This is a genomic window from Nonomuraea sp. KM90 (assembly GCF_052246675.1).
GTDB lineage: Bacteria > Actinomycetota > Actinomycetes > Streptosporangiales > Streptosporangiaceae > Nonomuraea.
In genome coordinates, this window is record NZ_JBQQCB010000092.1 from 1 (window position 1) to 25,533 (window position 25,533).

A 25,533-nucleotide genomic window follows, 5' to 3' on the forward strand; every position below is an offset into this window, starting at 1 on the left:
TAGGGCTCGATGAACTCCCACTCCACATCCGTCAATTGCACTCGCGTCACGCAAAACGATCTACCGGATCGGACCCCGAAACGAGGGCGGATCCCGCAGATTGATCACAACCAAATACACGCCCTAGACCGCCTACGCGACGTGCCGCAAGCAGTGCGGTCAGTGCCGTACGTGACCGGCGGCGCGCGGCGGCGGTGGGAGCACGGCGCCTGGGTGATCCGCCCTTGCACAGGTTGGAGATCGTACTGATGAGTTAGCGGCCGGGACAGGCTCTGATCTGCGGCACGACACCCTGGCTCGGACGGTTTCGGAGCGGACTTGTTCAGGTCGCTCCGTGCTGAGAGGAACTCAAACGTCCGGCTAGTAGATGTCAGTGCCCTTGGACATAGGGGAAAACCTGGCTGAAGTCGCGGGCGGCCAGCCGGTCCCGGCGGATGCCGAAGATCAGGATGCCTCCGTCTCCGAAGATCATCCCGTTGTCCTCGTCAAGCTGGAGAAGATTGACCCACTGGGAGGCCTCCGCCGCGAAGCCGGGATCATCCGGCCTCAGCCCGGCCGCGGACGCGGCCGCGGTTTCGACCGGCGACTGCAGGGCGTCAGAGTAGCCGCCGACCTGATGCTGCGGCCCAGGCCTCTTACGCCGTTGGTCGTATAGCTCAAGCTCCCAGGCGAAGGTCTCGCCACCGTCCCCGATGTCGGGATCCTCGTCGTCGAGGTTCTCGGCGTCGGCGTACACCATGCGGTCCCACACCAGTTCCCTGGCCGCATCCAGACTCCCGAAGGCGTCCAGCACAGCGGGATGGCCAAGATCTGGCCAGCTCGGCTCGGTGACTGCGGCGAGCGGCACCTCGGGGAACACCCGCGCCTCCCCGCGGAGGGGCACCTCGCGCTCGGGGACGCGTACGGCCCCGGGAGGCAGCGGGACCACCTGCGCGGCCGTGCAGTCCCAGGTGGCGAAGAACAACAGCGTTCCCTCGGCGGGCAGGTCGATGTCCGACTCGTAGGCCGCGAGTGCCACGCAGTCCAGTTCGGCGAGGAACTGCATCGCGGGACCACCGTCGCCGGCGCGCGGCCACGGCATCCCTTCAGGGAGCCGGGGCAGGCCGCCCAGCCGGCCGACCGTGGTCGCGCCCATCTCGGCGATCGACAGCCGGATGGCCGGACGGGCCAGGGCGAGGAACGGCTCGGCGAGCTCCTCGGGTAACAGCTCCCGGACGTACTCCGCGAAATCCAGCATCCAGTCCTGCACGCCGCTCATACTGCCCGGACCTGATCTCGAACGGAAGCGGTGGGCGAGCAGCGACACAGCCTGCCGCCCACGGGGGCGTACCGGACCTCGAACCTCCCGTCCGAGGGACAACTCAACCTGAACACCGACACGAGCACCGCAACAACACGCGAACACCGGCACGTTCAACTGCAACCGACCTTGGTAGCGTGATCTTGGTAGCGGCAAAGCAGGAAGCAACATGGCGGGAGCGCGCCCTCAACGCCGAGGACGCGTTGAAGGCAGCCCACGCCAAGATCGTCCAACAGCGGGGCCGCATCGGCGAACTCCTGGGCCGGATCCGAGATCTTGAGGCTGAGTGGACGCAAGACGCCATCCGGCGCATCACCACCGAGAACACCACCCTCAAGCAGCGAGTACGGCAACTCACCACCGACAACCGGACCCTGGACGAGCGGTTGAAGGCCGCACGGGCGAACCTGCGGTTCCAGGACCGTCGCCTCGCCGACCTTGAAGCACAGCTCGCCGACCCCCGGCACGGCGACCTGAGACCCGACCCCGACTTGCCAGTGGCTGCCCGACTTGTTGACGTCGAGACCATTACGGTGTACAGACCCCTGCGGCCCACTCACCACAGGAGCCGGCGGGCAGCCCGATAATGGCGGACATGGTCATTGTCGATGTCGTCCTGGAAACCTACGACGCGGTTGACTTCACGGCCTGGCCAATCGCCGAGCCGTCCAGCGATCGGCTTCTCGCGCTCTCCGGCCAGATGTCCCCAGCTGAAGTCGGGACCGCGATGGCCGTCATCTTCAGCTACAACCGGCTCCCTGTCGAACCTGTCGCCAGCATGACCCAGGCCCACCTGGAACAGCACCTCGCCGAAGCCGAAGCCCTGATCGCTCCAGGCGGACTTCGTTTCCGTGACACCGGCACGGGCGTCGAGGTCGCGCCAGGCTGCTGCTTCGGACTGGAGAACTGGCGCGACTGGTGGGACGTGCCCCTCGGCCAGGAAACCTGGCTCGGACACGCCCCGACAACCCAGCTTGAACACCAGGGCCAGACCATCCGGCTCCGGCAAGGCGACCAAGACGATACCCCGGTCCACGCCATCGAATTCGCCTTCGGCGAGTTGCAGAGACTGCTCATCTCAGCGCAACAGCAGCTCAGCGGATTCCTCGAGCTCGTTCAGCGATGGGCCACCAACATCGCCCCCGGCCTGACCGACAGTCTCATCACTGTCCTCGATGAGCACCTGAGGATCAACGAACCACTGCCCTCTTGATCTTCCGTGGACTCCTGCGGTCGGTGAAGTCGATGAGGCCGACCGGCTCAAGACCGCGGGCCTGGAACAACTGCGTGACCATTACGACCGCAGCCGCCTCGGCATGCCCGGCATCGCGAAACGCCTGGCCCGCTACCCCAGCTCTACAGCCGTATCGAATTCGTCCACGAAGACCGGCCGGTGTCCGCCTACCAGCTCACCTTCGTCCTGCAGCGCCACCGAGCCGCCCTCGGACTACCGCTGTCGGCCGACGACTTCACCGACGCCGAAGCCATCGCCGTCGTCCACCGCATCACCACCGGCAACTTCCGGCTTCTCCAACGCCTCTTCGCAGTTCCTGGCGTTCTGCCGTTTCGCCCAGACGATGGAGCAGGTGCGCCCAGCCGTCGCTGGTCTCCTCTTCGAGTACGGCCGGCAGACCGCTGTGGCGCAGGGTGAGCTCGGTGCCGTCACCGTCCGGGGTCAAAGTGACTTCGACTCGGGATGTCTCTGGTGCCATGTCGGGCGCTCCCGGTGTGGCCTCCCAGCCGAAGGTGAAAACGAGACGTTCGTACAGCACGAACTCCACGAACCGTCCGCGCATCACTGGGCGTGGGCCCTCGTGCATCGCAACCTGCAAGCTGCCGCCGGGACGGGCGTCCAGTTCGGCCGTTCCCCACCATCGCGCCAGGCGTGCCGGGTCGGTGAAGAACCGCCAGACCGTCTCGGGACGCGCACGGATGTGCAACGTCTGCTCAATCGTCCTGCTCACAACGATCCCTTCACGTCCTGGGCACCAGTGTGCGCGCGTTCTTCTTGCTCGGCTTCGTACTGGAGGCGGCTGAGCGAGGTGGACCACATTGTCTCCAGGAACGTCACCGCCTCGGCCAGCCCCTCCGGACGCAGCCGATAGAAGCGGCGATTGCCTGCACGGCGGACGTCGACGAGGCCGGCCGCTGTCAGCGTTCGCAGATGTTGGGATACCGCAGGGCGACTGATCTCGGGAAAGCGCTCGGCGATCTCGCCTGCCGATACTTCGCGATCCCGCACCAGGACGAGGATGGCGCGGCGGGTCGGGTCCGCCACAGCGCGAAGCGCGTCGTCCATGGGCCACCGCCTTCGTTTGCGCACTACCGGGACAGTATGTAAGTGTTTAAGCAACATCTTACACTCTATCGATGACGAGGATCCGCCATGTCAGGAGACGACAGCACACGCGCCCCGCGATCGGAGAACCAGCGCCTGCATGCGCTGGTCGGCCGTTGGCGTTCGCAGGGGCGTATCGCGGCCACCGCGACCGACCCGGCGATCCGCGTCGCCGGGTCGGACACCTACGAGTGGCTGGCGGGCGAGCACTTCCTCATTCACCGTGTGGACGTGCGCATGAATGAGGAACACGTCGAGGTCATCGAGATGATCGGGCCCTACGATCCAGCGAGCCGGACCTATCCCATGCGCTCCTTCGACAATCAAGGCAACTTCGTCACCATGCGGGCAAGCGTCGACGACGGGGGTGTCTGGACGTTCGCCGGCGAGACGGAGCGGGCGACGCTGGTGATCGCCGAAGACGGCGACTCCATGACGGCCGAATGGGAGCGCACGGACAACGGCTCGAACTGGCGGCACTGGATGGACATGAGCTTCACGAGGGCTCCCAACCCCAGCGCCATCCCTCGCCGCTGAATCCCTCGCAGATCAAAAGCCTCACCGTCGAGTTTCGCCTCGCCGGTCCTGGCGCAGGCACCACAACACCATCATGCTTCGCGCGTCTATCCGTACGCGCCTTTGCACATGGAGGTGTACGCCGACACCTGATCACGGTTCCGGGTGGTGATCCCGGTCTGGGACAAGACGCTGCCGACCATCGTGGCCTGCCCGGATGCCACATGCGGCGGATCGGCGGGCCCGGTCACCGCTGAGATGTGCGCGCGGCTGTCGCCGATCCAGTACGACCACATCAACTTCCTGGGCCGCTACGCCTTCTCCCGAGCTGATGTGGCCGGGGATTTGCGCCCCTTCCACGACGGCGCCCACGAGAGCAGCTGAGCGTCGGTTCAGGGAACTGATCAGGAGGCCGCGCGAACATGGAGCCGGGTGAGGGTCAGCCGGTGGTTGACCGCCACGGTGCATGGGGCTCGGTACGGCGGGCGTCGGCGCGGACGCTCAGGACGTAGATGCGAAGGTCGTCGCCGGGCGCGGTGCCGAGGTAGAGGTGGCTGGTCAGATGGCACCAGGCCGGGGAGCGGCCGGACCAGAGCTGATCTTGTCCCCACCTGCCCCCGTGTCCGGGGGCAGGTCACGTACTCCTGAACAGCCGGTCCAGCTGCACGTCGATCGCGGCGAGCGCGTCCTGGGGCTCGATCACGTCGAGTTCGATCAGGGAGGTGAAGCCGGTGAGGGCGAGGAGCAGGTTGGTCTCGGTCGCCGGGTCGCGGCCGGAGTCGATGTGCCCGTCGGCGATCGCCTGGCGGACCAGCTGCTCGACGAGGGCCCGCCCTTGGACGAGGCCGCGGCGCGCCTGCTCGTGCACGGCCTCGTCGTGCAGCGCCTCCAGGACGTAGGCGGCGCTCATCCGGCTGGTCGCGCGGGCGTCGGCATGCAGGGGGAGCATTTCCGCGAGCGTCAGTCGCAGCACGTCACGGGGGTGCGGACGGTCACCGAGCTTTTCGAGCCCCTGGTGTACGCGCACCGAGGTCTGCTCGGACGCGAAGTCCATGGCGAAGGAGAGCATGGCGGTCCGGGAGGCGAAGTAGTGCTGCAGCTGCCCGAGTGACATGCCCGCCTCCTGCGCCACCACGCGCATCGTCAGCTGTGTGACGCCGCGCTGCTCCACCACCCGCCACAGTGCGCGGGCGATCGCTTCGCGGCGTTCGCGGTGATCCACCTGTTTCGGCATCGCCGGCCCCTCCCTCGTATCCCGGGACTTTTCCAATACGATTGACATAATACATCTGACCCATAATCCTGGGGTCCACTCGAGGGAAGGAATCGTCATGTCCGAACAGCCGAAGGTACGGACCACGGAAGGCGTCGTGCAGGGGCGCCGGCGGCAGGGGCACGCGGTGTTCCGCGGCATCCCCTACGCCCAGCCCCCGGTCGGAGCGCTCCGCTTCGCCGCGCCCGCGCCGCCGCACCGCTGGGAGGGGACGAGGCAGGCGGTCGAGTTCGGCCCCGTGGTGCCGCTGTCCCTGCCGATCGACGTGCCCCCGCAGGGCACCGACTGGCTGACGCTCAACGTCGGCACTCCGGATCCCGGCGCGGCGGGACTGCCGGTGCTGGTGTGGATCCCCGTGGGCGGCTACCTCTCGGCGGCGTCGAGCGACCCGATGTTCGACCCCGCAGCGCTGGCCGAGGCGGGACTCGTCGTGGTGACCATCAACTGCCGCGTGGGCGCGGAGGGATTCGCGTTCCTCGACGACGCGCCGCCCAACCGCGGATTCCTCGACCAGATCGCGGCGCTGGAGTGGGTGCAGCGCAACATCGCCGCCTTCGGAGGCGACCCCGGCCAGGTCACCGTGGCCGGGGTGTCTGCCGGGGCAGGGTCGGTCGCCGCCCTGCTGACGATGAAGCCGGCGCGCGGCCTGTTCCGGCGGGCCATCGCCCATTCGGTGCCGGGGCTGCACAGCACCCCCGCGCTGGCACGGCAGGTCACCGCCGCGTTCGCGGACCGGCTCGGCGCTGCGGCCCCCACCGCCGAGGCCCTGCGCGACATCGACCCCTGGCACCTGGCCGCCGAGCTCACCTCCTTCAACGCCGGCCTCCACGCGCACCGGGAGAGCTGGGGACGCCTCACGGAGACCGGCACCGCGCTGTGCCCCGTCGTCGACGGCGAGGTCCTCCCGGAAACGCCCTGGCCCGCGCTGACCGGCGCGCGCGCGAGCGGCACCGAACTGCTCGTCGGCCACACCCGGGACGAATTCCGGTACTTCAGCGTCATGAGCGGACGGTACGGCACCTTCACCGAGCAGGACGCCCACGCAGCCCTGGAACTGCACGCCCCGCAGCCGGACGGCGCGCGAGCCTACCGTGCCGCGTTCCCGCAGGCAGGCCCGGAGGAGCTGGTGGAGACGGTGTACTCCGACGCCCTCTTCCGCATGCCATCACAGAAGCTGGCCGAGGCGAACGCCGCAGCCGGCGGCACCTCGTACCTGTTCGAACTGTGCTGGGTCGCCCCGGCCCTCGGCGGCATCCTGGGCGCCTGCCACAGCCTCGACGTGCCCCTGGCGTTCGGCACGCTGGACAGCCCCGTCGGCACCCAGCTCATCGGCGAGAAGCCCATTCCCGAGGCCGTCGCGCTCTCCCGCGAACTCCAGCAGGCATGGGTCCGCTTCGTCACCACCGGCGACGCGGGCTGGGCCGCCCACCGGCCCGGCGGGCACCTCACCCGCGTCCTGGACACCGAATCGAAGACTCTGCCCTACCCCGAACAGGCATCCCGCCAGATCTGGGAAGGCCACTCCCCCGCCCCCTTCGATCTCTCGTAATTGTCCGGGTCGGCTCCTACGGCTGCGACGCCGCCACTCACCTGCCCATCGGGACAGCGCGAACTGGCGTACAACCAGGCAACACCCGGCCCGCTTGGCATCAGATCCCACCCGAGGGTGACGGACGACATCAAGAACCGGGAGAGGCCACGGGAGAGGGCCCAGGTCACGGACGATCCCGGCCAGGGCCCGGATGGGCTCGCTCTCCGCCTCCCTCCGCCGCACCAGCGCGTACGGCAGCGGCTCCAGATCGGTGACCGGCAGGTAGGCGATGCCCGGCCGTGCCCAGTAGCGGGTGACGTGGGCGGGGAAGAGCACCACGAGCCCGTCCATGCTGGCCAGGGTCATGGCCTCTTCCGCGTCTCGTACCACGGGGCCGCGCTCGATCTGACGGCCCCGTCGGGTGAAGCGCGGGGCGTCGCCTCGGTGACGCCGGTCTCTCACCCCCAGGGCAGCGGAGTGCCGACATCGGGCGCGGCCGAGATGTCCCGGTCGCCGGCTAGTTCGACGGGAGCGGAGGGGGCGGTGAGGTCGCGGAAGATGGCGGTGCCGGGCCGCCGCGAGCGTCAGCAGTACGGAGAGCACCTCGGTGCCGAGCAGCACCCCGAGGGAGAACGTCTGGTTCCAGGACAGGCCCGTGGTGTCGAGACTGCTGGTGAACGTCCGCGCGAACCCGGCCGGCGCTCCCCGGCCTGGGCCTCGGCCAGCAGCCTGTTCACGATCGGGGCCAGACCGAGTACGAGAGAAAGGGGCAGCGTCCCCTCCCACTCGGAGAAGTTCCTGATCAGTGGGTACGGCGGCGGGGTGCCAGGACCTCGGTGACCTTGGCGATGGCCTCGGCACCGGGTTTGAGGTAGCACATGACGGTGCGGGGGTTCTTGTGGCGGGTCTTGCCCATGATGAGCTGCAGCGGGACTTCGGCTTCGCCGAGGTGGGTGGCGGCGCTGTGGCGTAGCTGGTGCAGGTCGAGCCCGGCGTAGGTGTCCAGCAGGACGCGGGCGCGGTCGTAGCCCAGGCGGGCGCGGCCGGTGTGCGGGCAGATGTCGGCGGCCGCGGGGCGGCGGGCCGGGACCGGGCGGCGTTCGGACAGGAACAGCGGGCCGTGCGTGCGCGTGTTGCCGTCGGGGAGCCGGAGGAGGCGGGGTAGCAGGTGGGCGGTGCCGCTGTCCCAGTACACCCACTCGGTGGCGTCGCCCTTGGAGCGGACAGGGGCGCGGCGGTGCTCCAGGTCGAGGTCTTCGACGTTCAGCGCGAGGATCTCGGCGGCCCGGGCGGCCGTTTCGTACAGCATCCGCCACAGGGTCTTCTCCCGGAGCGGGATGTCGCGGCGGGACAGCAGCCAATGGATGGTGGTCTTGGCGACCGCGCGGGTCTCGTCAGCGCTCTCCTTACGGCGTTCGGCCTCAGCCGGGACCGACCGGCGCGGCCCAGTGGCTTCTTGGTGCGGCACCAGGCCAGCCAGGAGGTGACGGCGGCGCGGTTACGGTTCCAGGTCGCCGGCGCGCTGATACCCCACAGCTCGGCGAGCGCGGCGCCGATGTCGGCGTCGGTGACGTCGGCGAGCGGCCGGTCGCGGCCGAGTCGCTCGATGGTGCGGTCGATGGCCGAGGCGTAGGCGCGGTGGGTGTTGGGGTTGGCGGTGCGGGGGTGGCCAGGAAGGCGTCGGCGGCCGCGGCGAGCGTGACGTGCCCGCCGCGCAGGGCGGTTACCTTCGGCACGGCGCTCATGCCGGCCGCCGCGCGACGCCCGGTGCGATGTACCGGATAACGTGCCGGAGTCGCGCACCTCCCCAGCGAGGAGTGTTCCTGGTCGCCGCGCCACCATGACCGCTCATGTACGTGATGCGATTCGCTCACCACGCCTATCCACGCGCCCGACCGTATCCTGGCCGGCTTCGCCGCGCACACCTCATCGCCGAGCCCTCGTCATCGCCGACAGAATGATCAGCGGTTGACACGTTGCCGACAGATCATCGCGACGGCGAGGGCCATGCGGATCCGCGCGCACCAATCCATGGCCAGGATGGCCAACACCGCAACCGACTCCACTTCCAGCCCAGCGCTCAGCCGCCCTCGAACCCCTGCAGCAACCATCGCCGCCCTGCGACGTCCAACGACAACACCAGCACCCCCCGAAGCCTGCTCCGAACACGGCCTGCCCCCGATAACGCCACATATCGAGCCGAGCCTCGAACGGCAGATCCTCCCGCCACCACTGCCGTGTCCTCACCCACGCCCCAGCACCTCCTCCACCCAGTAGAAGCGTGCCCGTCCACCGCGGCGTGTCCAGGTGAACGTCGCCGGGCGGCCCAGAAGGAAGACCAGGTTGTCATCCTCAACGGTGACGACCTCCACCAGCCGCTCCTCTCCCATCCCGCCAACGTAGGCCGCCGAGCTACACCGGCCAGCCCGACGCGCCGCCACCCCCGCCACCTTCGTCCTGCCACAACCCCTCATCGCCGGACGCCACCACCGCACATCCCCAACGCGGCGCCGAGGGATGCCAGGGTAAGCGTGGAGTGAGCCGGGGCAGCCGCTCCCCCACCAGCGGATCTGCAGGTGCCGCTCGACAAGGAAACCGTGAGCGGAAAGGCCGACACGACGCCGTACAGCGCGCCAGGGAGATCGGCGGCATTGTCGGCCCGTCAAACCACAGAATCCGTCTTCGACGGTCTGTACGGGCGAAGCCCGTTCCCCTCGGGTTCTTACGAACAGACAGTAAAATTCATGCTGCCGCCTTTACGTTGTAGATTAATACAGCAGCGTTGCTGCAGGTCGCACATCACCCGGGCAAGATCTTCCCCGGGCGACCTCGCCCACCTCTCACTGCATGGTCGCGCACGCGCGGACGATGACTGGTCTGCCTCCCTGAGGGCCTCGGCCTGCTGGGCGTCGAGGGTGAAGCCTGCTGCGATGATCGCGTCCACATGCCGTAAGTCCCCGAGCCGTGGCAATCGCCTCACCGTGGTGGCGGATCGCCCCGCGCGGACGTCCAGCGCAACCGCGCGGCCCTGCTCGAAGCGGCGCAGCGGCACTTCCTGACGTACGGGGTCGGCACCTCTTTGGAGGCAGTGGCCATGGAGGCCGGCCTCGGGCCCGGCACGCTGTACCGGCACTTCCCCACCCGGGAGGCGCTGCCGGCGGCCGTGCTGCAACCGCGCTCGGAGGAACTGGTGGCCCGCCAGGCGGACATCGCGCAACTCGGCGACGAGTGCGAGGCGTTGCGGCAATGGTTGCGGGCGATGGAGGACTACTTCAGCGCCTTCAGCGGGCTGCCGAAACCACTCATGGCCGCGGCCGGAGCACAGGTGCCAGACAATCCGCTCACCCTCCCCTGTGACACCCTCATTGCCACGACCGACGAATACGTGCGGGCCGCGCAGTTCACGGGGCGGGTGCGAGCCTCGGTGACCGGGTACGACCTGTTCCTCGCGTCCGTCTCCAGTGAAGAACACGTGCGGCACCCGCGCAGACGTCAGCCGCTTGAACTGCGGACAGGCGGTTCGCTCGATCCACGTCATCCCAAGGCCGTCCCTCGCCTCGATCCCAGCGTCCAGACGCCGGAAACCGTAGCGACGATCAACTCCAGCAGATGCCTTGTTCACCAAAAACGCAATCAATCCCAGCGGAGGGTCACATCATCCGAGAAACGCCCCCTCTGACTAGCAGTTCAGCAGCCCACTGTCCCTTTCTCCCGTACGTGGTCTACCCCCAGAACCGGCGCGCCTGCAGGGCGACCAGCTCGACCAGCGATGCGGCGAACGGGCCGGCCTGCTCGGCGGGCAACGCCTTCAAGGCGGCCTGGAAACGGGCCGGGCGTGCGCTTCGGGGAAGAGCTCCCGGGCCCGTTCCTCGGCCAGGCGTGCCCGCTCGGCGCCCTCCATCAGCCGTGCATGCTGAGCGAGATAGTCCGCGCGTTCGCGCAATCATCCGACCTGGACCCTTCCGACGTAGCCGGGACCTGATACGCGCCAGCCCCGGCCACGTCGCGAAGCGGTCACACCAGCCGGGTGACCTTGCCGGTGTCGAGCGAGTAATACCCGCCCACGATCTTGAGATTCCGGTCGGCGATGCGCGGGGCGAGCAGCTTGTCGGCCTTGAGTTCGGCCACGACATTGGTGGTGTTGATCCGGATCATCCTGTCCACGTCCCCGCGGGCTTGCTCATAGGCCGGTCGCAGGTCGGTGACGATGCGGTGCAGGTGGCCGGGAAGCTTCGTGCCCGTCTTGAGGGCGTGGGCGGCGGCGGTGACCGCGCCGCAGCGCTGGTGGCCGAGCACCATGATCAGGGGTGTGTCCAGTTCGGCGGGGCCGTACTCGATGGCGCCGGCGATGAGGGGGTCGATGGTCTGGGCGGCGCTGCGTACGGTGAGGATGTCGCCGATCCCCGTGTCGAAGACGATCTCCGGGGGGACGCGGGAGTCGATGCAGGAGACGACCACCGCGTACGGTTCCTGCTTCTGGGCGACCTCCGCGCGCCGGCCGAGGTCCTGGTGGGGGTGGGTGGAGGCGTCGGCGGCCCAGCGCCGGTTGCCCTCGCGCAGCTTCGCCCACGCCTCGTCCGGGGTGGCGGGCCGGCGCGCGGAGGGTCGTGCGAGGCTGTGCGCCGCCCCGCCGTCTAACAGGACCTGTCCGGCGACCAGTCCAGCGGCGAGCAGTACTGTACGACGGCCCATGATCTTCTTAGGCATGGGATCCAGTATGCAGTACACCGACTACGCGTTGATCGCCGGGGCGCCCTCACGGACCTGCGTCACCCTGTTTCCGCGCGGAAAGACCGGTAAAGCGTGGGGCGACACCACCCTCCCGGCAAAGGCCCTCCGCCCCGGTACGTGTCCCTAGACGCAGCGCTTGCCAGAGGTGAGACGTTCGTCAGCGAGACCGCTCTCGCCGACCCTGCCCATGGCCTGCGCAGCCTGCCCGGCGCGGGACCGGCATCATCTCCGGACGGGCCGTCACCAAGCTCCGTGGCCGCCCAACCGGTCGGCCACCGCCATGAATCGTTCCTGACCGCTTGGAGCCGGATGGTTCGTTGTGGATTCGTGCGAGCAACGGACGGGAATCTCCCGGCGGATCGGTGCACACACAACAAGCGGCCCCGGGAAGACGCATAGATGAGGCGTAAGGACACCATGGCAACTGACTACGACAGCCCCCGCAAGACCGACGACGACCCGGCAGAGGAGAGCCTGGCGCCGATCTGTCGAACGAAGAGCTGTCCGTGCGGGTGATCCCGCCCCAGGACGACGAGTTCACCTGCTCGCGCTGCTTCCTGGTGCACCACCGCAGCCAGCGCGCCGCTCCTCTCATACGGTCGGCGTAACAGGCCGGTTCGGCTTCAGCGACTTCACAGTGAGCACGTAGGGAGTGCACCTCGTGGTCGGGTTCGGCAGCCAGACACAGGACTGCGGCACGAGCGGCACCTCCACGCTGGTCCTCCAACGCAGCCGCTGGTACGGCTGGCAGGACCTCGCCAACACGACGGTCACGGGACGCGGCTACGACGCCTACGTCCGTTACAACTGCTCGGGCACGGGAACCCACACCTATCGCACCATCCACGTGGCCGGACGATCGGCGGCAGCCCGGCGTTCAAGGAGTCCAACCACCTGCGCGTCTCCTGCTGACAGTCGGGATCGACACCAGCGGCACACGGTAGGCAGACTGCGGAAGATCTCCGACCGTATCCGGGTGAGCGCCTGACAGACAGCACTGCGGGGCCCCGCGCCTGCTCCCGGGATCCGGGCCCCGCCTGTACCGCGTCGCAAACGCAGCCACGAGGCTCTGACCTGTGGTTTGCCGGGACCTGGACCCGCAAGCAAATCGCGGGGCCTTCAGCTTCGCGATGGCGGATGGCGGCCTTCACCCTGCCGCGCCGGTTCGACCCGAGCCTGGCCCGGGCCGGCTTTCGCAACAGCCGCAACAGGCGGGCCTTCTCGGGTGTCGCGCAGGCGTACGCGGGAGCCGGGCGCGCGAAGACGATGGTCGGGGCGAGGGCGGCGAGGAATCGTCATGGCAAGCTTGGTCCGGCCACCCCGGCGATCAGGCGAGCCGGCGGGCGACGCCGCAGCAGTTCTCCTTCAAGATTCAGTAGATGCGGGTTCGAGCCGGGCCAGGTGGGCGCGGATGGTCTCGACGTCCACGCCCCCTTCGTCGCCTTGGTCGGTGCCGAGGTCGCTCAGGATGGTCAGCGTCCGGGACCAGTGGTGGCGGGCCTGTTCGTACTGGCCGAGTGCGGCGTGGGCGTGCGCGAGGCCGTCGTGGGCGCGGGCCTCGTCGCCCGGTTGATCGAGGTCCGAGGCGAGCTGCCGGGCCTGGTCGTGGCTGTCGAGCGCCTGGTCGTCCTGCCCGCAGGCGTGCTGCAGCCGGCCCATGCCGTGCACGGCCTCGAATTGCCAGTTGCGGTTGCCGATCTCGCGGGCGAGGTCGAGTGCCTGCTGGTAGCAGTCGCGGGCCTGCTGGTGACGCTTCTGCATGCGGTGCAGATCGCCGAGCGCGGTGACGCTGTCGAGCTCGCCGAGCCGATGGTGCGTGGCGCGCGCCAGGTCCAGGGCCCGCGTGAAGTGTTCGGTGGCGGGCACGTGCTCGCCCCGGCCGAGGTGGATGTGCCCGAGCCCGAGCAGGGCGCGCATCTCACCGGTACGGTGGCCGATCGTCCTGGCGATGTCGAGCGCCCGCACCAGGTTGTCGCCGGCCGGCTCGGGCCGTCCCGTCATCCGGTGGATGTGGCCCAAGCCGATCAACGCGTCCAGCTCGCCGGTCCGCTGCCCGATCTGCTGGGCGAGGTCCCGCGCCTGCGTGAAGTCCTCGGCCGACTGCTTGTACTGCCCGTGGATCGCGCGGAGCAGGCCCAGGGTGTTCAGGGCGCGCAACTGGCCGGAGCGGTTGCCGATGGCGCGGCCGATGTCGAGGGCACGCGAGGTGTCCTCCATGGTGATGGTGTACCGGCTCTGCTTGTAGCGGATCTCGCCCAGCCCGAGCAGCGCCTCCATCTCGCTCGTACGGTCGTCGGCGGCGCGGGCAGCGGCCAGCGCCCGCGCGTGCAGCGTCTCGGCCTCGGCGTAGCGGCCACGGGTGCGCAGGCACCGGTGCAGGGTGACCGACAGATGCTGGAGGTGCTCGGGGAAGCCCTGCTCGGCGGCGTGCTGGGCCAGCGAGAGCAGGTTGACCAGCTCCGCGTCCAGCCAGGCGGTGGCCTGCGCCGCATCGGCCATGGACACGGTGCCCGAGGGCGGGAGCGGGCGCGTGTCGGCCTCGTAGGGGTAGAGGCGGTCCATCGCCGCCGACGCGCCCTGGGCGTAGTGGTCCAGCAGCCGGTTCAGCGCGGCGCGCCGATCGGCCTCCGGCTCCTCCTGCGCGGCCACCTCGGCGGCGTGCGTGCGGATCAGGTCGTGGAAGCGGTAGCGGCCGGGCACCGGCTCCTGCATGACATGCACCTCCAGCAGCCGATCCAGCAGCGCAGAGGCGTCCTCGACGCTGGTGGCCAACAGCGCGGCGGCCGCGTCGGGCGGGATGTCCACCCCGGCGTGCAGCCCCAGCAGCCGGTACGCGCGTCGCTCGGCGCCGGTGAGCTCCCGGTAGGACAGGTCGAGCGCGGCGACGACGCTGCGCTGCCCGGCCCGCAACTCGCTCAGCCGGCGCTCGTGCTCCTCCAGGCGTCCCAGCAGGTGTGCCACGGTCCAGGTCGGATGCGCCTTCAGCCGGGCCGCGGCCAGCCGGATCGCCAGCGGCAGCAGCCCGCACCGATGCACCACCTCGGCCAGCGCCTCGCGGGGGGCGTCCGCGACCCGCTCCGGCCCCGCGGTGCCGGCGAACAGCGCGATCGCGTCCTCGGCAGGCAGCACGTCCACCGACACCGTACGCGCGTCATTCAGCTCGACCAGCCGCCGCCGGCTCGTCACCAGCACCAGGCAGCCTCCCGCGCCCGGCAGCAGCGGCCGCACCTGGGCCTCGTCGGCGGCGTTGTCCAGCAGGATCAGCATCTTCCGGCCGGCCAGCACGCTCCGGTAGAGCGCGGCCCGGTCGTCGACGTGCTGGGGGATCGACTCTCCGGCGACGCCCAGCACGTCCAGCACCCGGGCCAGGGTGTCGGCCGGGTCGGCCGGGGCCATGCCCTGGGTGTAACCGTGCAGGTCGACGAACAGGTCGCCGTCCGGGAAGCGGGCGGCCAGCCGGTGCGCGGCGTGCACGGCCAGCGCGGTCTTGCCGACCCCCGCCATGCCGTCGATGGCGGTGATCACCACTGTGGACGCGCCGCCGGCCTCGTCCAGCAGGGCCAGCTCCCGCGCCCGGCCGACGAACTCCACGTCGGCGGGCAACTGCCGCGGCGTCGGACGCAGCAGGGGCGGGGGCTGTTCGGCTCCGCCCGCGGCGCGCTTCAGCAGCCACAGCTCCTCGGCCCCCAGGCCCAGAGCCTCGGCCAGCAGCCGTACCGACGCGTGGCGCGGCCGGCGCAACTCACCCGTCTCCAACCGGCGGACGGTGCGGACGTTGACACCCGCCCGCTCCGCCAGCTGCGCCTGGGTCAGCAGGGCGCGATCACGCCAGGTGCGCAGCAACGTGCCCAGGTCCGGCTCCTCCTCCGGAGGGCTCGCATGAGGTCGGTCACTCGCTCCTGACAGCATGACGACATCTCCCGCGCGCACCGGCTTGGATCAGGGTCAGACTACGGTAAACGCGGCGAGTCAGGGCGCGGTTCACCGGCCCGCCACCCGCGCCGATCCCCGCGGCCGGGCGCTGGACGGACACGTCGCCGTCCTTCGTTGTCCGGCGGCGACGATCGCAACGTCTGGGTGCGCAGTCTCGACACCGGGCAACTTCTCGCCGACCCTTCGCCGGCCACACCGACACCGCCACCGCTCTGGCGGCGGACGGCCATCGACGCCATCGGCCCGAACCTCCTGCCGTACACGATCGGCACCCCCGCCTGCTACGGCCTCGCGGGTCGGGCCGGCGGTCGGATCGGTCGAGACCGGGGTCAGGGGCGGGCCGGCCCGCGGGGCCACCGTGCTCGCAAGCTCGACCGACTGGGACTACACCGGCCCGTTCCTGCTGCCCGACGGGCGCGAGATCGAGGCGACGTGATCCGGTCCAGTGATCGGGCCCGTGGCGTCAGAGGAGCGGCAGGCGACCGGCGTCGCGCCACGCCTCGTACTCGGCGCGGCTGTCCGGGCTGAGCGGGTAGTAGTCGGACAGCCGGGCCCCTTGTTCGAGCCGCATCCGGCTGAACTCCTCCCAGTTCTCGTGGTCCTCGGCCGACTGCACGAGCTCGAGCGCCTTGCCCGAGGGCACGATCACCGCGCCGTCGTCGTCGGCGACCACGACGTCGCCGGGCAGGCAGAGCACGCCGCCGGCGGCGACCGGGACGTCGTACGCCCAGGGGAACAGGTCGGTCTGGGAGGCGTAGTGCGGCGTCGTGCCGGTGCACCAGATCGGCACCCCGAGCTCGCGCACGCGCCCGGAGTCGCGGATGCGCCCGTCGACGACGATCCCGGCGCCGCCGCGGCGCTTGAAGTAGCGGACGAGCATGTCGCCGAAGCAGCCGGTGAACGAGCTGCCGTAGGCCTGGACGACGAGCACGTCGCCCTCCTGCACGGTCTCGAGGACGGCCCACAGGGCGGTGTCGCGCTCGACGTACTCCTGGCCCAGGCCGCTCGCGACGTCCTCGCGCTGCGGCATGAACTGCAGCGTCAGGGCGGAGCCGACGACGCTCCTGCCGCGTTCGAGCGGGGCGGGACCCTGGACGGCGGTGCGGGTGATGCCCATGCCGTTGAGCTTGGCGCAGGCCGTGGCGGCGCTGACCGCCTTCATGCGGCGCAGGATGTCGGGGTCGGCCCGGTCGAAGGGCTCACCGCGGACGGGCAGGGGCCAGACGGCCGACGGCGACTCGGGGGCGGTGTTCATGCGTGGTTCTCCTGAGCGGTGCGGACGAAGTCCTGGTGGGAGGCGCGGTGGACGCGCCGGGTGATCTCGAGGTCGAGGGCGATCCGCGTGCGCGCGGGCAGCAGCACCTCGATCCGCGAGGCGCCGACGGCGACGCGGTGGCGCGTGGCCGGGGCGGGCGGGATGTCGTATCGGCGGTCGTCGCCGGGGTAGCCGGGCTCGGCGGTGTCGTGGCCGGCGCTGACGATCTCGTCCTCGCCGAAGGCGCCGGCCTGGACGACGGCGAGCTGGTCGTCGTCACCGAGGTTGACGAGGTCGAGCGCGACGCGGCGTTCCTCGACCGCCCTGACCAGGGCCGCGACGCCGGGCGGCAGGCCGGGGCGGCCGCGCGCCCCGTCGCCGACCAGGACGCGGGCGAGCGCGAGGCCGCCGTAGTAGACGGCCGGTGGCGCGCCGGTCACGAGCTGGCTCAGCACCTCCGTCACGACGGGGTTGAGCCGCTGCCAGAAGTGGATGTCGCCGTCCGCCGGTTCGCCGGGGGCCTGCGCGATCAGCGCCATCCGCCGCAGGACCTGGGCGAGGGCCAGCTCCAATGCACGTTCCGGGTAGTCCGGGTTGCGTCCGGCGAGGTAGCCGATCCAGGGCGCCTCGTGGCCCTGCTCCTCCTTGTCGTGGAACCAGCGCACCGCCTCCCAGTCGGAGTCGGAGGCGGCCCGCAGCCGTTCGATGCGCGGGTCGTGGGCGATGTCGCCGCGCGCCCAAGCGAGCCAGAGCACGGGCGCGAGCGGCACCGGGTGCCGGTCGAACCAGCCCCGGGGGCCGTGCCGGTAGGGCACGAGCAGCTCGCGGGTGCTCTCGCCGGCGCCGAGCCGCTCGGCCCAGCCGGGGCCGAGGCTGCCGCGGGTGGCGATGCGGTCGGCGACCTCGCCCTGCGCCATCACGGCGTCGAGGGTGCCGCCGACGAGGTCGAGCCGGTCGAGTGTGCCGGTGAGCACCACGGTGTTGAGCGCGGCGACCGTGGCGGCGGGCGCGATCGAGTGCAGGCCGTGCGGCCAGGTCCAGCCGTAGTGGCCGCCGTACCAGGCGCCGCCGTGCAGCTCGCCGACGGTGCCGCCGGGGCCGACGTTGTCGGGCAGCACGCCGCCGTTCGCGGCCGCGCGCTCACGCCAGGCGTCCACGTACTCGAGCACCCATGCTTCGAGGCGCGGGTCGTGGTCGTAGAGCCAGGCGTTGACCGCGAGGGTGGTCGCGGCGAGGTTGACGGCGGTGTCGCCGCGCCCCATCCGCTCCTGCATCGCCTGCCCCATGGCGCGGGCCGCGGCCGGGTCGCGCAGGTCCTCCCAGTCGCGGACGCCGGGGACGTCGAGCAGCGGCAGGCCGTAGATCTCCATGCCGGGCTGGTCAGCGCGGTACTCCTCCCAGTCCTCGCCGACGCCCCAGCGCGGGCCGCCGGAGCCGGTGTGCGGGGCGACGATCGTACGGGTGAGCGGGTCGTAGTTGCCGGCGCCGGGCAGGTAGAGCTCGGCGAAGCGGCGCGCCCGCGCCCGGAAGGCGGCGTCGGCGGGGTCCGCGGCGCAGATCGACAGGAAGAACGGCAGCGACTCGCCCTGGTGGAACCAGTCGTAGCCGAGCTCGTACTCCTCCCGGACGAAGCCGAACTCGGTGAGCTGCCGGGTCACGCCCTCCCAGTGGTGCTTGGCCGCCTCCAGCAGGTCGCCGGACCCGCCGAGGCGGTACAGCACGGGCCAGTTGAAGAACGGCTCGTAGAAGTCGTCGACGCCGTCGCGGCCGTACATCCGGCCCCGGTAGCGCAGGCGGCCGTCGGGCTCGCAGAAGCGCCGCTCGAACTCGCGCCAGGCCCGGTCGAGGCGGGCGAGCAGCTCGCGCTCCAGGACCGCCCAGCGGGGCAGCTCGCGCAGGGGCACGGTGGCGGAAATCCTGATCATCCCTTGACCGCTCCCGAGGTGAGGCCGCCGATGATGCGCTTTTGCAGCAGCACGTAGAACACGAGCGCGGGCGCGACCGCGAGCAGCATGTTCGAGTAGACGATGGTGAAGTCGGTCGAGTACTTGCTGACCGCCGCGAACACCCCGGTGGTCACACCGTGTAGACGCCGGATCCGGGTCCCAGGATGATCCGCGGGTTCACGAAGTCGGACCAGACGCTCACGGAGTTGAGCACGACGGCGGTCGCGACGGCCGGGCGCATCAGCGGGAAGATGATGCGCCAGAACGTGCCCATCCGGCTCGCGCCGTCGATCCGGGCGGCCTTGTCCAGCTCGCGCGGGATGCTCTGCACGAACGCGGTGAACAGGAACACCGTCGTGGGGATCGTCAGCGCCGTCTGGAACAGGACGAGCCCGGGCACGGTGCCCATGAGGCCGATGGTCCGCAGCACGTAGATCACCGGGATGACGATCGCCTGGCTCGGGATGAACAGGCCCATCAGCAGCACGAGCAGCACCAGGCGGTGGCCGCGCCGGGTCCCGCGGGCGATCGCGTACGCGGCCGGCCCGGTGACCAGGATGGACAGCACGTTGACCGCCGCGACGAGGAGCGCGGTCGTGCCGTACGCGCCGAGCACGTTGAAGTCCGCGGAGGTCGCGGCCCGCACGATGTTGTCGAGCGTGAACCCGTCGGCGGGCACGCCGAACGGCGAGCCGACGATGTCGTCCTGGCTCTTGAACGCGTTGGTCGCGAGCAGGTAGAGCGGGGCGGCCATCACGGCGGCGAGCACGACGAGCACGACGCCGCGGAGCAGGCGGGCGGTCATGCGGCCACCGCCTGCTCGCCGCGCCGGCGGAGCTGGGTGACGACGACCGTCATCGCGATGATCGCGATCATCAGCACGACCGACTGGGCCGCGCCGTAGCCGAGCTGCGAGCGGCTGAAGGAGGTCGTGAGGATGGTGAACACCGACGTCTGGGTGGCCCCGGCGGGGCCGCCGGCGGTGAGCGCGAGGACGAGCTCGTAGACCCGGAGCAGCCCGATCGCCGCGAGCACGACGTTGAGCGTGACGGTCGGCGCGAGCACGGGGAGCTTGACCCGCCAGAACGTCTGCCAGGGGCCGGCCCCGTCGATGACCGCCGCCTCCAGGAGCGAGGCGTCGATCGTCTGCAGGCCGGCGAGGTAGAGCACGACGTTGACCCCGAAGCTGGCCCAGATGATCACCACGACGGTGGTGGCGGTGGCCCACACGGGGTCGGCCAGGAAGGGCAGCCGCTCGACGCCGAAGCCGGTCAGCAGCGCGTTGACCGCGCCGTTGCTGCCGAGGATCGACGCCCAGAGGAAGCCGAGGATGACCGGCCCGATCACGTACGGCGAGAAGACCAGCACGCGCATGACCGTGGTGACGCGGTTGCTGCGGTTGAGGAGCACGGCGATGCCCAGGCCCAGCGCGTTGCAGGCGATCGTGCCCACGACGGCGATCACCGCGGTGAAGCCGGCGGCCCGCAGCACCTCGGGGTCCTGCACGAGCCGCTCGTAGTTGCGGGTGCCGACCCACGACGGCGGGATCGTGAAGCCGTCCCAGTTCGTGAGGCTGAGGTAGACCGCGATCGCGATCGGGACGAGCACGAACAGCGTGACCAGCGCGAGCGCCGGCGCGATCATGACGGTGTCGGTGAGCAGGTCGAGGCGGGCGCCCCGGACGCGGCGGGTGGCCGGCGCCGCCCCGGCGGCACCGGCCCGGGTGCTGCTAGCCGGCATTCAGATCCCACCACGAGTCCAGCGCGGCCGCCGCCTTCGCCGGTGCGGTGCCGACGTAGAGAGCCTGGACCTGCTTGTTGAGCTCGTCGCCGAACCCGCCGGGGATCGTGGGGCCGGAGGTGCCGAGCACCAGTCGGGGCGCGGCGTCGTGGATAGCCGCGACCTGCTGGTTGAGCGGGCTGCCCTTGTACGGGTGCCCCTGGCGGAAGTTGCCCTCCGAGGCGAGCGACGCGGCGACCGCCGCCTTGTCGCTGACCAGGTACTTGACCAGGCTCAGCGCGAGATCCTGGTGCTTCGAGGCCTGCAGGATCGAGTACGGCTGCGCGGGTCCGCCGAGCTGCCCGGCCGGCCGGCCGTCGAGCGACGGCGCCGCGAAGACGCCCACGTCGAACGAGGGGGCGGCCTCGTCGATGGAGGGCACGATCCAGTTGCCGATCACGTACGTGGCGGCCTTGCCGGAGGTGAACCCGTCGATCGAGTCCTGGTACTTCAGGCCCAGCGCGTCCCGGTCCACCAGCCCGTCGGCGATCCAGCCGGCGTAGGCGTCGAGGTAGTTCTTGTACGGGCTCGCCGCGAAGGTGGCCGTGCCGGCGTTGCGCTGGGCGTAGAAGTCGCCGGACCCGAGGAGCTGCGGGTTGGCCAGCATGGCGAACTGCGCTCCGGTGACCCACTCCCCCGCCGTCTGCAGCGGGAGGTAGCCGGCCTTCTTGAGCGCCTTCAGGTCCTGGGTGAACTCCTCCAGGCTGGCCGGCGGCCCGTCGATGCCGGCGTCGGCGAAGGCCTTCTTGTTGTAGAAGACGAGCGACTGGATCTGCGCGCCGGTGGCGACCTGCCAGATCTTGCCGCCGACCTTGTTCTCCTGGACGAGCGGGGTGTCGAGCACCCAGTCCTCCTCCGGGAAGGCGAGCAGCTGCGGCGCCACCACCGGGTCGAGGTTGCTGGCGACGATGTCGGGCACGTCGCCCGAGGCGAGCTCCTGCTGGAGGGTCGCCTGGACGTCCTCCGCGCTCGGCACCTCGATGGTGACCTTCACCCCCTTGTTCTGGGCGACCCAGGGCTGGACGAGTTTCTCGTAGTACTGCTTGGTCAGGACCGGGGTGATGTTGGCGAGGATGCGGAGCTCGCCTCCGCCCTCCTCGGCGCCACCGCTCGCGCATCCGGTCAGGAGTCCGGCCGCCATCGCCGAGCCGAGCAGGATCGCGACGCCGCGCATGCTGTATCGCATGATTTTCCCTTGCTAAGACAATCGCCTATCGATAGGCGAGTGGCACAGTAGACCGTGGTCCATCTGTCTGGCAAGCCTAGGACGACGACCGGTCGGTCCCGAGGTCGCCCGCCGCGTGCGCCGCGAAGGCCACCGCGGCCACCTCCGGATCGCCGCTCACCAGGGCGTCGATGAGGTCGGCGTGCCAGCGGACGACCTGGGCCCGGTCGCCGAGGTAGGAGGGGTCGCCGATCGCGCGCTGGCTGATGAGCATGGGTTCGAGCGTGTCCCAGAGCCGGGCGAGCACGGAGACGCCGGTGGAGGCGATCACGCTGCGGTGGAACTCGACGTCGAGCTTGCGGAAGGCCGCCCAGTCCCCCGAGGCGACGACCTTCTCCATGCGCGCGACGATCGCGCGCAGCCGGGCGAGGTCGGTGGCGGTCGCGGCCGTGACGGCGAGGCGGGCACCCGCCGCCTCGATCGAGGCGCGCATCTGCCGCGCGATCGCGAACTCCTCGGGCGAGATCTCGGTCACGTAGCTGCCGTGGCGGGGCACCGAGACGACGAGCCCCGCGTGCACCAGCCGCTTGACCGCTTCACGGACGGGCGCCTGGCTGATGCTGAGCTGCCGGGCGATCTCGGACTCCACGACGCGGGATCCGGGGGCGCGCGTGCCGTCGAGGATGGAGGTGAGAATCAGGTCGTACACCTGGTCCGAGAGCAGTCCCCGGTTGATGCCGGTGTCGGTCATGGCGCCTTTCCTTGCGTTCCGATGGTGCTGCCTAGGCTAGCGATAGTCGATTGTCCCCATTGACGCGGCACGACCCTGGTCACTAACTTCTCGATAATCGATTAGTGATTGGATCTTGGATGGCCCGTCGGATCGTCGCGGCCCGTGCCGCCGCACTCGCCACGACCACCGCCGCCGCGTTACTCGGTGGCACCCTCACCAGCACACCCCCCGCCGCAGCCGCGGGAGGCACCACGTACTACGTGAGCACCTCCGGCTCCGACTCCAACCCGGGAACCTCCGGCTCCCCGTTCCGCACCATCCAGCGATGCGGCACGGTCATGACCGCCGGTGACACCTGCCAGATCGCCTCCGGGACGTACCGCGAGACCGTCAAGCCGGTCGCCGACGGCACGGCGGCGAACCGCATCACCTACACCGCCGCCCCGGGCGCGGCGGTGATCGTCGACGGCAGCGACCCGGTGACCGGCTGGTCCCAGGTCACCGGAGCCCAGCTGGCCGCGCTCCAGGCGGCCGACCCCACCCTCACCGGGTCGGAGTTCGCCGCGGCGGTCGGGGCCGGCCGGATCTACCGGGCCCCGGTCACCGTCAACGGCGCCCTGCCCGGGCAGCAGGTGTTCGTCGACGGGGCGATGCAGCCCGAGGCGGCCTGGCCACACCCGGGCAACAACCCGGCCGAGCCGGTGCTCGCCTCCGCGCAGTCCGGCACCCAGACCTCGCTCTCCGACGCGGCGCTCACCCAGCCGGCCGGCTGGTGGGTCGGCGCCCGCCTCACCTCGCACAACTGGTTCGTCAGCGAGTCCGGCACCGTGACCAGTTCGGCGGTCGGGTCGGTGACCGCGAGCAGCCTGCCGGCCTGCGTGGGGCTCAGCCCCAACCAGCGCAACCTGTACTCGCTGAGCGGCAAGCTCGCGCTGCTCGGCAAGGCGGGCGAGTGGCACCACCGCGCCGCCGACGGCCACCTCTACCTCTGGACCCCCGACGGGGCCGCCCCGTCCGCCCACACCGTCGAGGTCAAGCAGCGCGAGCTCGCCTTCGACCTGTCCGGCCGTTCGTACACGACCGTGCTCGGCATCGGCATCAAGGGCTCCACCGTCCAGACCTCGTCCTCGACCCACCACGTGACGCTCGACGGGATCACCGCCCGCTACGTCTCCGCCTACAGCGACCTCGTCGTCGACCCGGCCAAGGTCACCCCCGCCGACCCGTGCGACGTGCTCACCGCCGGCGAGACCACCAGCGGCATCCAGCTGCGCGGCACCGGCAACGTGCTGCGCAACAGCACGATCGACTGGAGCGCCGGCAACGGCGTGCTGGTGGCGGGCACCGGCAACACGGTGACCAACAACCGCATCACGAACGCCGACTACATGGGCAGCTACGCGGCCAGCATCAACGTGCTCGGCAGCGACCACCTCATCAGCCACAACACGGCCTGGGGCAGCGGGCGCAGCAACCTCAACATCGACAACAAGGTCGCCGGCACCGTCTCCTCCGGCCACCTGATCCGGTACAACGACTTCGGCGACTACGGCAAGCTCGTCAACGACGTCGGGGCGATCTACGTGTGCTGCCGGGTGAACCTGGCGAACACGATCATCGACCACAACCTGCTGCACGACGCGGCCCCGGGCGTGGCCCAGGACGGGCCGGCGCCCGGCGTCTACCTCGACCTGGAGACCTACAACGCCACGGTCGCCGACAACGTCGCCTGGAACCGCACCACGTACGGCGTCGTCCTGATCAACCCGAACGGCGGCACGACCTCGGGCAACAAGATCTACGGCAACACCAGCGGCACCGACCCCAAGGCGGTCAGCCTGTTCGGCGGCACCTACTCCACCTCCGAGGTGAAGAACAACATCGGCATCGTCGACACCATGCCGGGGGTCACGGTCTCCAACAACCTGCCGAGTTCGACCGACCCGCAGTTCACGAACGCCGCCGGGCTCGACTTCACCGTCACCTCCGGCTCCCCCGCCCGCAACGCCGGCGCGGTGCTGCCGCCCTGGACGGACGGCTCGACCGACGCGACCCCCACGATCGGCGCCTACCAGTACGGCGCGACGAAGTGGACCGCCGGCGTACGCTCCGTCGGCGCGACCATCCAGGCGGAGTCGGCCGCGGCCTCCTCCGGCACGAACACCCGCTCCGGCGGGACCGGCACGGTCGTCGGCAGCTTCGACGGCGGCGACTGGCTGCGCTACGCGAACGTCGCCTTCGGCAACGGGCGCACCATGTTCGCGGCGACCCTCGCGACCGAGGTGCAGTACGCCAACCAGCGCTTCGAGATCCGCATCGACTCGCCCACCGGCCCCGTCATCGGCACCGCGACGGTCTCGGCGACCGGCGGCTGGGACCGCTTCGTGCCCCAGTACACGCCGATCACCCCGACCAGCGGCACCCATGACGTGTACCTCATCGCCCTGGGCACGGGACCGGGCGTCGGCGACATCGACACCATCTCCTTCACCCGCACCCCGGCCAAGCTGGAGGCCGAGCACGCGGACGCCGGCTCCGGCACCAGCGTGGCCGCGGGCGGGACGGGGAAGTTCGCCGGGAGCTTCGACGGCGGCGACAGCCTGACGTTCCGGTCGGTCGACTTCGGCATGGGGCGCACGTCGTTCTCCGCCTCGGTCGGGGTCGACCCCGCGTACGCGGGCCAGAGCTTCGAGGTACGGATCGACGGCCCGGCCGGTCCGGTGATCGGCACCCTCACGACGGCCTCGACCGGCGGGTGGACCCGGTTCGCCACGCAGAGCGTCGGCATCGCCGGCACGAGCGGTGTGCACGACCTGTTCCTGGTGGCGAGCGGGGGCGCGGGCGTCGCGAACATCGACTGGGTGGCCCTGGAGTGACCACCCGGCCGGCCCGCCGGTAGCCGGGGACCTGCTGTCCCGTACCGGGCGGCAGCGCTACCGGAGGAGCCGCCGCCCCGAACCCGGACGGCGTCCCCGGCAGCCGATCCATCCGGGATAGCAGATCCCCAATTCTCCCCCAAGTTGTCACATACCG

21 protein-coding genes and 2 pseudogenes are annotated in these 25,533 nt (G+C 70.4%); 8 read left to right on the top strand and 15 right to left on the bottom strand.

The features are described from left to right. Window positions 1–370: 370 nt before the first annotated feature. Entirely contained in the window at window positions 371–1,258 is an 888-nt protein-coding gene (locus ACTWPW_RS47005) for a DUF1963 domain-containing protein (protein ID WP_443172578.1), read from the bottom strand. Window positions 1,259–1,437: 179 nt separating this feature from the next. Here ACTWPW_RS47005 and ACTWPW_RS47010 point away from each other — a divergent pair, with 179 nt between their 5' ends. Together ACTWPW_RS47010 and ACTWPW_RS47015 are read left to right on the top strand one after the other, a co-directional pair. Next, a complete protein-coding gene (locus ACTWPW_RS47010; protein ID WP_443172579.1) occupies window positions 1,438–1,887 on the top strand; it encodes a hypothetical protein in 450 nt (149 codons plus the stop codon). Between the two features lie 8 nt (window positions 1,888–1,895). Then, a complete protein-coding gene (locus ACTWPW_RS47015; protein WP_443172580.1) occupies window positions 1,896–2,513 on the top strand; it encodes a hypothetical protein in 618 nt (205 codons plus the stop codon). A 292-nt stretch (window positions 2,514–2,805) separates the two neighbouring features. Here the strand turns inward: ACTWPW_RS47015 and ACTWPW_RS47020 are convergent, their stop codons facing one another. Further along, window positions 2,806–3,264: an SRPBCC family protein gene (locus ACTWPW_RS47020; protein WP_443172581.1), complete on the bottom strand. Its 459-nt coding sequence runs from the start codon at window positions 3,262–3,264 to the stop codon at window positions 2,806–2,808. Beyond that, the gene (locus tag ACTWPW_RS47025) at window positions 3,261–3,599 is read right to left on the bottom strand and encodes an ArsR/SmtB family transcription factor (protein ID WP_375117902.1); all 339 of its coding nucleotides are present in this window, start codon (window positions 3,597–3,599) and stop codon (window positions 3,261–3,263) included. Before ACTWPW_RS47025 ends, ACTWPW_RS47020 begins: the two co-directional genes overlap by 4 nt. 87 nt (window positions 3,600–3,686) lie before the next feature. Here ACTWPW_RS47025 and ACTWPW_RS47030 point away from each other — a divergent pair, with 87 nt between their 5' ends. After that, window positions 3,687–4,175 carry a DUF1579 family protein gene (locus tag ACTWPW_RS47030; protein WP_443172582.1) on the top strand — a complete coding sequence of 163 codons (489 nt, stop codon included), beginning with the start codon at window positions 3,687–3,689 and terminating at the stop codon, window positions 4,173–4,175. Between the two features lie 147 nt (window positions 4,176–4,322). Next, window positions 4,323–4,538 carry a hypothetical protein gene (locus ACTWPW_RS47035; protein ID WP_443172605.1) on the top strand — a complete coding sequence of 72 codons (216 nt, stop codon included), beginning with the start codon at window positions 4,323–4,325 and terminating at the stop codon, window positions 4,536–4,538. A 250-nt stretch (window positions 4,539–4,788) separates the two neighbouring features. On the opposite strand, the gene ACTWPW_RS47040 is transcribed toward ACTWPW_RS47035, so the two are convergent. Next, window positions 4,789–5,388 (bottom strand): TetR/AcrR family transcriptional regulator, encoded by a 600-nt coding sequence (locus ACTWPW_RS47040; RefSeq protein WP_375117904.1) that lies wholly within the window; start codon window positions 5,386–5,388, stop codon window positions 4,789–4,791. A 97-nt stretch (window positions 5,389–5,485) separates the two neighbouring features. Here ACTWPW_RS47040 and ACTWPW_RS47045 point away from each other — a divergent pair, with 97 nt between their 5' ends. Beyond that, window positions 5,486–6,976: a carboxylesterase/lipase family protein gene (locus ACTWPW_RS47045; RefSeq protein WP_375117905.1), complete on the top strand. Its 1,491-nt coding sequence runs from the start codon at window positions 5,486–5,488 to the stop codon at window positions 6,974–6,976. Window positions 6,977–7,760: 784 nt separating this feature from the next. Here ACTWPW_RS47045 and ACTWPW_RS47050 read toward each other — a convergent pair. Both ACTWPW_RS47050 and ACTWPW_RS47055 read right to left on the bottom strand, forming a co-directional pair. Continuing rightward, window positions 7,761–8,426 carry a tyrosine-type recombinase/integrase gene (locus tag ACTWPW_RS47050; protein ID WP_443172583.1) on the bottom strand — a complete coding sequence of 222 codons (666 nt, stop codon included), beginning with the start codon at window positions 8,424–8,426 and terminating at the stop codon, window positions 7,761–7,763. Window positions 8,427–9,201: 775 nt separating this feature from the next. Next, a complete protein-coding gene (locus ACTWPW_RS47055) occupies window positions 9,202–9,348 on the bottom strand; it encodes a hypothetical protein (protein ID WP_375119191.1) in 147 nt (48 codons plus the stop codon). Between the two features lie 638 nt (window positions 9,349–9,986). Between ACTWPW_RS47055 and ACTWPW_RS47060 the strand changes: the two are divergent. After that, a pseudogene (locus ACTWPW_RS47060) lies at window positions 9,987–10,109 on the top strand (TetR/AcrR family transcriptional regulator); the annotation flags it as partial. A gap of 863 nt (window positions 10,110–10,972) precedes the next feature. On the opposite strand, the gene ACTWPW_RS47065 reads toward ACTWPW_RS47060, so the two are convergent. Then, complete coding sequence (locus ACTWPW_RS47065) at window positions 10,973–11,665, bottom strand: carbonic anhydrase (protein WP_375119193.1); 693 nt, start codon at window positions 11,663–11,665, stop codon at window positions 10,973–10,975. Between the two features lie 441 nt (window positions 11,666–12,106). Here ACTWPW_RS47065 and ACTWPW_RS47070 point away from each other — a divergent pair. After that, window positions 12,107–12,297, top strand: a pseudogene (locus ACTWPW_RS47070) (DUF4193 family protein). Between the two features lie 757 nt (window positions 12,298–13,054). Here the strand turns inward: ACTWPW_RS47070 and ACTWPW_RS47075 are convergent. From ACTWPW_RS47075 to ACTWPW_RS47110, 8 genes are all read right to left on the bottom strand, one after another. Continuing rightward, window positions 13,055–15,598: an ATP-binding protein gene (locus ACTWPW_RS47075; protein WP_443172584.1), complete on the bottom strand. Its 2,544-nt coding sequence runs from the start codon at window positions 15,596–15,598 to the stop codon at window positions 13,055–13,057. 487 nt (window positions 15,599–16,085) lie between these two features. Further along, window positions 16,086–16,877 carry a hypothetical protein gene (locus ACTWPW_RS47080; protein WP_375119196.1) on the bottom strand — a complete coding sequence of 264 codons (792 nt, stop codon included), beginning with the start codon at window positions 16,875–16,877 and terminating at the stop codon, window positions 16,086–16,088. After that, window positions 16,874–18,802: a hypothetical protein gene (locus tag ACTWPW_RS47085; RefSeq protein ID WP_443172585.1), complete on the bottom strand. Its 1,929-nt coding sequence runs from the start codon at window positions 18,800–18,802 to the stop codon at window positions 16,874–16,876. Before ACTWPW_RS47085 ends, ACTWPW_RS47080 begins: the two co-directional genes overlap by 4 nt. Continuing rightward, complete coding sequence (locus tag ACTWPW_RS47090) at window positions 18,799–18,957, bottom strand: hypothetical protein (protein WP_443172586.1); 159 nt, start codon at window positions 18,955–18,957, stop codon at window positions 18,799–18,801. Before ACTWPW_RS47090 ends, ACTWPW_RS47085 begins: the two co-directional genes overlap by 4 nt. Then, window positions 18,954–19,628, bottom strand: a complete 675-nt coding sequence (locus ACTWPW_RS47095; RefSeq protein WP_443172587.1) for a carbohydrate ABC transporter permease — start codon at window positions 19,626–19,628, stop codon at window positions 18,954–18,956. The genes ACTWPW_RS47090 and ACTWPW_RS47095 overlap by 4 nt, the downstream gene beginning before the upstream one ends. Then, on the bottom strand, window positions 19,625–20,563 hold the full coding sequence (locus ACTWPW_RS47100) for a carbohydrate ABC transporter permease (RefSeq protein ID WP_443172588.1): 939 nt from the start codon (window positions 20,561–20,563) through the stop codon (window positions 19,625–19,627). Before ACTWPW_RS47100 ends, ACTWPW_RS47095 begins: the two co-directional genes overlap by 4 nt. Further along, complete coding sequence (locus ACTWPW_RS47105) at window positions 20,553–21,788, bottom strand: ABC transporter substrate-binding protein (protein WP_443172589.1); 1,236 nt, start codon at window positions 21,786–21,788, stop codon at window positions 20,553–20,555. Before ACTWPW_RS47105 ends, ACTWPW_RS47100 begins: the two co-directional genes overlap by 11 nt. Before the next feature lie 76 nt (window positions 21,789–21,864). Beyond that, window positions 21,865–22,518, bottom strand: a complete 654-nt coding sequence (locus ACTWPW_RS47110; RefSeq protein WP_375119200.1) for a GntR family transcriptional regulator — start codon at window positions 22,516–22,518, stop codon at window positions 21,865–21,867. Window positions 22,519–22,637: 119 nt separating this feature from the next. On the opposite strand from ACTWPW_RS47110, the gene ACTWPW_RS47115 reads away from it, so the two are divergent. Next, window positions 22,638–25,376, top strand: coding sequence for a carbohydrate-binding protein (locus ACTWPW_RS47115; RefSeq protein WP_443172590.1), 2,739 nt, complete (start codon window positions 22,638–22,640; stop codon window positions 25,374–25,376). The last annotated feature ends 157 nt before the right edge of the window (window positions 25,377–25,533 follow it).